Source organism: Acidimicrobiia bacterium (assembly GCA_016650365.1).
Taxonomy (GTDB): Bacteria; Actinomycetota; Acidimicrobiia; order Spongiisociales; family JAENVV01; genus JAENVV01.
Map to the genome: position 1 here is coordinate 1 of JAENVV010000218.1, position 8,006 is coordinate 8,006.

General features: G+C 58.9%; 5 protein-coding genes. 2 read left to right on the forward strand and 3 right to left on the reverse strand.

The features are described from left to right. Both JJE47_13055 and JJE47_13060 read left to right on the forward strand, forming a co-directional pair. On the forward strand, window positions 1-437 hold a 437-nt coding region (locus tag JJE47_13055; protein MBK5268354.1), incomplete at its 5' end, for a hypothetical protein. A gap of 111 nt (window positions 438-548) precedes the next feature. Then, window positions 549-1,100 (forward strand): M23 family metallopeptidase, encoded by a 552-nt coding sequence (locus tag JJE47_13060; protein ID MBK5268355.1) that lies wholly within the window; start codon window positions 549-551, stop codon window positions 1,098-1,100. Between the two features lie 4 nt (window positions 1,101-1,104). Here the strand turns inward: JJE47_13060 and JJE47_13065 are convergent, their stop codons facing one another. Genes JJE47_13065 through gltB form a run of 3 tightly spaced genes read right to left on the reverse strand, consistent with a single transcriptional unit; the run spans window position 1,105 to window position 7,637 of the window. Continuing rightward, window positions 1,105-1,575 (reverse strand): hypothetical protein, encoded by a 471-nt coding sequence (locus JJE47_13065; GenBank protein ID MBK5268356.1) that lies wholly within the window; start codon window positions 1,573-1,575, stop codon window positions 1,105-1,107. 12 nt (window positions 1,576-1,587) lie between these two features. Beyond that, a complete protein-coding gene (locus JJE47_13070) occupies window positions 1,588-3,027 on the reverse strand; it encodes a glutamate synthase subunit beta (GenBank protein MBK5268357.1) in 1,440 nt (479 codons plus the stop codon). Next, a complete protein-coding gene (gene gltB / locus JJE47_13075) occupies window positions 3,027-7,637 on the reverse strand; it encodes a glutamate synthase large subunit (protein ID MBK5268358.1) in 4,611 nt (1,536 codons plus the stop codon). The genes JJE47_13070 and gltB overlap by 1 nt, the downstream gene beginning before the upstream one ends. Between the last annotated feature and the right edge of the window lie 369 nt (window positions 7,638-8,006).

The window sequence follows — 8,006 nt, forward strand, 5'->3', positions numbered from 1 at the left end:
TCCTGTTCTCTACCGAGGGTGGCGATTGCACCCTTACGGATGAGATGGTCATTGATTACACAGAGGGACTAGACGGTTCGCTTATCTTTTCGGTCTCGGTGGTTGACTCCACAGATGTGCCACCGCTTTTGGACGGATGTGTAGGGATTTCTGTTGAAGGCCCGAACGGCCAGGTCAACCATGGCACCTTTGTCTCGAGTCTCATGCATGCTCTCAAAGAGTTGGGCATCAAGGGGTCGGACAAAAAGGAATACAAGGCCGCGTTGGCTGGCTTCGGCAAGGGCGAGATGCAGGTGAAAGTCAACGACGACGATGAGGCCGCCTTGACCACCGAAGACTCGGCAACCCTCACCGGGGATGCTTCGGACCATCCCGGCAAGCCTGACAAAGGCAACCGGTCCAACAAGTCCAACAACGGCCAGGGTCATAACAAGTAATGGTTACTGTTAGTGGTTAGTTTGACAACCTGATGAAGGGGCAGCCTGCGGGCTGTCCCTTCATTTTCTTTACGGATATTGGGATCTGAGGGTAAGGTAGCGGTCTTTGCAATGGATAAGTGGGGGAAACTTTTCGCACCGTTAGTGGTGGTGGCCGTCCTGATGGGCGGCCTGGCCGCGCCTGGCCAGGCGGCCGTTTCTGAAGACGAGTTCATCCTGACCTTTCCACATCGTGACGCTGAAACCCATTTCCTGTCGGAGTTCGGGGCTGCCAAACCCGACGGGCGATTACATCGTGGCGTCGACCTGTTTGCGACCCGGGGCACCGAAGTCGTCGCCGGGGCAGATGGCTTCGTTCAGAAGGCTCAGCGCGGGAGTCGGGCCGGCCTCTATGTGGTGTTGACGCATGCCGATGGCTACGAGAGTTGGTATATCCACCTCGGTTCCTTTGCAGAAGGTCTGCAGGTAGGGGACCCGGTGGCGGTCGGAGATGTCATTGGCTATGTCGGTTCCACCGGTAATGCGGCGGGTACGTCTCCGCACACTCACTTTGAAATTCATAAAAATGGGCGAGCCATCGATCCGTACCGGTACCTCAAAGACGCCTTCGAGCGGTGGATTCTTTCTCAACAGATCGAGGCGGGCGAGACCCCGTTCCGGTAACCGGCTAGACGATGGAACTCAGGTCGGCGACCTCGTCGAGCTCCACGACCCTGGCAGCGATCTCGCTGGTATCCTTCGTTCTCCCTACTACGACCGCCAGCTCAGTGGCAACGATCTTCGTCCCTGAACCTTCTGATGGTTCGTCCTCCACCCAGATCACCCGTTGAACACCGGCCATTTCGATAGCTTCTTGCCATTGCTCGAACACCTCTTCTGGCGAGCTGGCAAAAGATCGTACGCGCTCATCGCGGGCAGCTTCGGTCACGAACACCATCGAGAAACAGTTGATGCCGGCTGCTCCGACGTGGGACCCATCCGATACGTCGCCGAGAGCTACTTTGGTCGACCGGGACTTCAGCTCGATGGCGACCGTGGAGTCGGACACAAAGCAGCGGAGTTCCCCGTCGCGTCCTGCCAGGGCAGCGATGATGGCAGATCCGGTGGGTGTGTCGGCTCCAACGACCAGTACGGGCATGTGGCGGGTTCCTTAGGTGGGAAGGTTGGTGGCGCCCATGAGGTATTTGTCCACGGCCCGGGCTGCCTGGCGACCCTCCCTGATGGCCCACACCACAAGAGATTGACCACGCCGCATGTCACCTGCCGCAAACACACCGGGCACGCTGGTGGCGTAATCGTCAGTGTTGGCTGCCACGTTGCCCCGAGCGTCGCGGTCGACGCCAAGCTTTTCAAGCAGACCCTGGTGCATCGGGTGCATGAAGCCCGCCGCGATCAAGACGAGGTCTGCTCGAATGTTGAATTCGGAACCTTCGACCTCGGTCATGTTCCAGCGCCCATCGACATTCTGCCAATCAACGATGACGCCATGCAGGGTGTCGACCTTCCCGTCCGATCCCGAGAACGACTTGGTAAGCACCGACCACCGCCGATCACAGCCTTCTTCGTGGGACGAGGTGGTTCGCAGTTTCTGGGGCCAGTCGGGCCAGGTCAAGAGTTTGTCCGGATGCTCGGTTGGCTTGGGAAGGACCTCAAGCTGGGTTATGGAAGCGGCGCCTTGCCGGTTGGTGGTGCCGACGCAGTCGGAGCCGGTGTCGCCACCGCCAATCACAACGACATGTTTTCCCTCCGCCGAGGTATCCAACCCGGCAGGAAGACCCTCATGGCTGACACGGCGGTTTTGCTGAGCAAGGTAGGGGACCGCAAATTCGATCCCTTGTAGTTCGCGTCCCGGCACTTCGATGTCTCGCGGGTATTCAGATCCACCCGCCAGAACGACGACGTCGTAGTCGTCGACCAGTGCCTCGATGGAGACGTTGTGACCGACGTAGCTATTGACAAAAAACGCCACTCCCTCAGCCTGCATTTGGGCCATTCGACGGTCGATCACACGCTTGTCCAATTTGAAGTCGGGGATGCCGTAGCGAAGCAGGCCGCCAACTTTGGCATTCTTCTCGAACACCATGACCCGATGGCCGGCCCTGGCCAACTGTTGAGCGGCCGCCAAACCGGCCGGCCCTGACCCGACGATGGCAACTCGCTTGCCGGTCCTACGTGCAGGAATCTGCGGGCGAATCCATCCTTCGTTCCAAGCCCGCTCGACGATGGAATACTCGATGGATTTAATCGTGACGGGAGCATCGTGCAGGTTGAGTGTGCACGCCTCCTCGCAGGGAGCCGGGCAAACCCTGCCGGTGAATTCCGGGAAATTGTTCGTGGAGTGGAGGACTTCCGAAGCCGCCCTCCAGTCATCGGTAAATACGAGATCGTTGAAGTCGGGGATGATGTTGTTGACCGGGCACCCGGTATGGCAGAAGGGGATACCGCAATCGATGCAGCGTGCCGCCTGGTTGGCGAGTTCCTTGGTGGTGAGCGGAATCGTGAACTCCTCATAGTTCGTCTTGCGCTCTTCTACCGGCAGGTAGGTGCGGTCCTGGCGGTCAAAATCCTGGAATCCGGTGTCTGAACCCATCAGGCCGCTCCCGCCTTCATGTCGCGCTCTTCAATGGCACGTCGATACTCGATCGGGACCACCTTGACGAACTTCGTAACGTAGGTGTCGAAGTTTTCGCAGATTTCCCTGGCTCGCGAGCTATCGACGAGGGCACCGTGTGTCGCGAGCAGGTGGCGGATGCGCCAGGCGTCGTATCGCAATGGGTCGGCCATCAACTCGAACCGGTCGGGATTCTCGTTCGCCTGGATCGGATAGCTGGCCGGGTCGATTGGTTCGAGGTCGACCATCGATAGGTTGGCATGTTTGGCGAAGACTCCGTCCTCATCAAGCACATAGGCGATGCCACCGCTCATTCCCGCCGCGAAGTTGCGGCCCGTGGCGCCGAGGACCAGAACGCAGCCCCCTGTCATGTATTCGCAGCCATGGTCCCCAACGGCCTCGACGACGGCGATGGCGCCGGAGTTACGGACGGCGAATCGTTCGCCCGCCCCACCGTTGAAGTAACACTCGCCTGAAATGGCACCGTAGAGAGCCGTGTTGCCGATGATCACATTGTCCTTGGGAATGAACGTACCTTCAGGCGACGCTTGTACGATCAGCTTGCCACCGGAAAGACCTTTGCCGACGTAGTCGTTGGCGTCACCGGTCAGGTGCAGCGTGATGCCATTTGAAAGCCAGGCGCCAAAACTCTGGCCGGCGGTTCCCTTCAAATTAATGTGAATGGTGTCTTCGGGCAGGCCGGCGTGGCCGAATCGCCGGGCAACCTCTCCCGAGAGCATGGCACCGACAGATCGGTTCGTGTTGCTGATTGGGGTATCGATGATCGTTCTGGTCTGATTCTCAAGCGAACTCATCGCCTGGGCAATGAGTTCATTGTCCAAGGCTTCCTCAAGATGGTGATCCTGCCGCTCGGAGTTGAAGATCGCTACACCGTCGGGGGCCACTGGCTTGTGAAGTACCCGGCTCAAATCGATGCCCTCTGCCTTCCAGTGGTCGATGGCCGATCTGGTCCGGATCCGGTCGGTCTGGCCGACCATCTCGTTCCAGGTTCGGAACCCGAGTTTGGCCATGAGCTCGCGCACTTCTTCGGCGATGAACATCATGAAGTTGACGACATGCTCTGGTTTGCCAGGGAAAAGCTGGCGCAGGGTTGGGTCTTGCGTGGCCACCCCGACCGGGCATGTGTTGAGGTGACACTTGCGGGTCATGATGCACCCTTCGGCGATGAGTGCCGTCGTAGCGAATCCGACCTCGTCGGCTCCGAGCAGGGCTGCGGTCACCACATCGAAGCCGGTTCTGATTCCACCATCGGCCTGAACGGCGATTCGACCGCGCAGGTCATTGGCGACGAGGGTTTGCTGGGTTTCGGCGAGGCCGATCTCCCAGTGTGAGCCGGCTCGCATAATGGACGTCACCGGACTGGCGCCCGTTCCGCCTTCGGTGCCGGAGATGAGGACGTGGTCGGCGTGGGCTTTGGCTACTCCCGCGGCGATGGTCCCAACGCCAACTTCGGAAACGAGTTTCACACTGATTCGGGCGGCCGGATTGACGTTCTTGAGATCATGGATGAGCTGCTTGAGGTCTTCGATCGAGTAGATATCGTGGTGCGGTGGCGGGGAGATCAATCCAACGCCAGGCGTTGAATGTCGCACGTCGGCGATTCGTTGATCGACCTTATGGCCAGGGAGTTGTCCACCCTCGCCGGGCTTGGCGCCCTGGGCCATCTTGATCTGGATGTCATCGGCATTCACGAGATACTCGGTAGTCACGCCGAATCGTCCCGAGGCGACCTGTTTGGTCGCAGACCGCATGGAGTCACCGTTTTCCTCGACCTTGTACCGGATCGACTCTTCGCCGCCCTCGCCGGTATTCGATTTGCCCCCGATGCGATTCATGGCGATGGCAAGGTTGGTGTGGGCCTCCCACGAGATGGAACCGAATGACATGGCGCCCGTCGTGAAGCGTTTGACGATTTCGCTGGCTGGTTCGACCTGTTCGATCGGAATTCCCGTACCGGCGTCGATGTCGAGTTCGAAGAGTCCTCGGAGATTCTTGAGTTTCTTTGTTTGGTCATCAACGGCTGTCGAATACTCTTTGAACTTGGCGTAGCTTCCCGAGCGCACGGCATGCTGGAGTGCACCGATCGTTTCAGGATTCCACACGTGCTCTTCGCCGCGAATCCGGTAGGCCAACTCGCCGCCAACGTCGAGGTGATGGCGATAGATGTGTTCGCCGCCGTAAGCCATGAGGTGTCGAGTGACGGTCTCTTGGGCAACCTCGTCGAGGCCGATCCCTTCGATCCGCGAGGCCGTGCCCGTGAAATAGGCCTCGATAAATTGAGTGTTCAATCCGACTGCATCAAAAATTTGGGCTCCGCAATACGACTGGAATGTGGAGATGCCCATTTTGGACATCACCTTCAAGATGCCCTTATTCACCGATTTGATGTACCGCTCTTGTGCCTCAATCGGCGTTGGTGATCCCTCAAGGGTTTTCGCCATGGCGGCGACGGTGTCGAGAGCGAGGTATGGATTGATCGCTTCGGCCCCGTAGCCGGCGAGCAGACAGAAATCATGAACCTGTCGAGCGTCTCCGGTCTCAACCACGAGGCCGGTACTGGTGCGCAGACCCTCCCGGATCAAGTGGTGATGTACTGCGGCTGTGGCGAGCAACGCCGGAATAGCGATCGTTTCGGCATCTATCCGGCGGTCGGACAGAATGATGATGTTGAATCCTTCTCGTACCCGGTCGGTGGCGCGCTCGCAAAGGGCGGCGACGGCCGCCTCCATGCCGGCCGCCCCTTCCTCGGCGGGGTAGCACATCGTCAGTCGCTTCGTTCTAAAGACGTCGGAGACATGATTCTCGATGCGCCGGACACGTTCCAGATTGACGTTGGTCAATATGGGTTGCTCGACCTCGAGGCGCATGTGCGTCCCACCGGTGTTGAGGCCCAACAGGTTAGGTTTTGGTCCGATGAGCGACACCAGCGACATGACCAACTCTTCGCGGATCGGGTCGATCGGAGGGTTGGTTACTTGCGCGAAGGTCTGCTTGAAATAGTCGTATAGCATTTTGGGCCGGTCAGACATCACCGCCGGCGGTGTGTCGCGTCCCATCGAACCGATCGGGTCCTGACCATCCTGGGCCATCCCCTTGATGTAGAACTCGATGTCCTCCCTGGTATATCCGAAAACTTGTTGAGCAGCGAGGAGCGTGTCGGGATCAGGCCCCATGGAGGCCACCTCTTCCGGCAATTCGGCGAGACGGATCTGGGTCTCGTCGAGCCACTTCTGGTACGGCTTGGCGATGGCGAGGGTCGATTTGAGCTCGTCATCGTCGATAATCCGACCTTCCTCCAGGTCGATGAGCAGCATCTTTCCTGGCTGGAGACGCCATTTCTTGACGATGTGCTCTTCAGGGATGTCGAGCGTCCCCATTTCGGATGCCATCACGATGAGATCGTCGTCCGTCACGAAATACCGGGCCGGCCGAAGACCGTTGCGGTCAAGCGTGGCGCCTATCTGGCGGCCGTCCGTGAACGCCACGGCGGCGGGTCCGTCCCATGGCTCCATGAGAGCCGCGTGATACTCATAAAAGGCTCGACGGTCGGTGTCCATGAGCGGGTTGTTTGCCCAGGCTTCAGGGATCATCATCATCATGGAATGCCCGAGGGAATATCCGCCGGCCAGGAGAAGTTCAAGAGCGTTATCGAATGTGGCCGAGTCCGATGCTCCGTCTCCGATGAGCGGCCACAGCTTGTCAAGATCGTCGCCGAGGATCTCCGACGACATCGTCTGGCGTCGGGCCATCATCCAGTTGATATTGCCTTTGACGGTATTGATTTCGCCGTTGTGGCACAACAAGCGGAAGGGCTGGGCCAGGCGCCAGCTGGGAGATGTGTTCGTTGAGAATCGTTGATGAACCAGGGCCAGTGCCGACTCCATGGCGGGATCGGCCAGATCCGGGTAGTAGACGGAGAGGTTCTTTGCCAGCATCATGCCTTTGTACGTGATGGTCCGGCTCGACATCGACGGGATGTAGTAGCCACCGCTCTCAAGAACCTCGGGTGACCGCTGAATGATCTGGATTTGGGCCTGTTTGCGGGTCACGAAGAGCTTTTGCTCAAGATGCGCCTGGTCGCGGATTTCGGGACCCATTCCAATGAACACTTGCCGGATGACGGGCTCGATTGGTTTTACGCTCTCGCCGAGACATGACGAATCGACCGGTACGTCGCGCCACCCGAGAAACGTCAGACCCTCTCGAAGGATGATTTCGACGAGGGCGTTTTCGCATACGACGCGATGGACGACGTTCCGGGGAAGGAAACACATGCCGATGCCGTATTCTCCGACCGGTGGCAGCTCAAAACCCAGGGAGGCGGCTTCGCGACGGAAGAACGCATCAGGGAGCTGGATCAACAGGCCGGCCCCGTCGCCGGCGAGTGGATCGGCGCCCACCGCCCCCCGATGGGTCAGGTTGGTGAGGACCGTAAGTCCCTGATCGATGATGCTTCTGCTCTTGCGACCTTTGATATCGGCCACGAACCCGATTCCACAGGAGTCGTGGTCGAGGGAGCGGTCGTACAAGCCAGGGCCAGCGACCTCAGCTAGTGAATCTCTCACCATTTCCTCCTGCATATTCGTCGTTTTATGCGTGTAATCAAACCCCACCGGTAGGTAGAGGTATTGTGACTTTAGGTCAGTCAAAACAGGTGTCGGATTCGAGGTGGGGAGCTCGACCGGCGATCCGTAGCATAGCGTGCTGTGCGTGGCTCGGAGAAATGTATCACAGGCGCACCTGCATCGCCATATTGGTCTTGCCGGACCTGCGCCCGTCGCTGGCAGGCGAGCCAGCGCAGCGCATAAATTTCGAACTTTCTAATCAAGTATGCAGTCTTGACGGGTATGGTTCCGAAGCGATCGGTCCGCTTTCGCACAGTCCTGGTATCGTGGTACCCTCAGCGATCGAGGTGAAACCCGTGGCCACAGTCGACA

Coding starts and splice junctions, on each gene's coding strand:
- JJE47_13065 (MBK5268356.1), bottom strand. CDS start 1,575: ATGCCCGTACTGGTCGTTGGAGCCGACACACCCACCGGATCTGCCATC.
- gltB (MBK5268358.1), bottom strand. CDS start 7,637: ATGGTGAGAGATTCACTAGCTGAGGTCGCTGGCCCTGGCTTGTACGAC.
- JJE47_13070 (MBK5268357.1), bottom strand. CDS start 3,027: ATGGGTTCAGACACCGGATTCCAGGATTTTGACCGCCAGGACCGCACC.
- JJE47_13060 (MBK5268355.1), top strand. CDS start 549: ATGGATAAGTGGGGGAAACTTTTCGCACCGTTAGTGGTGGTGGCCGTC.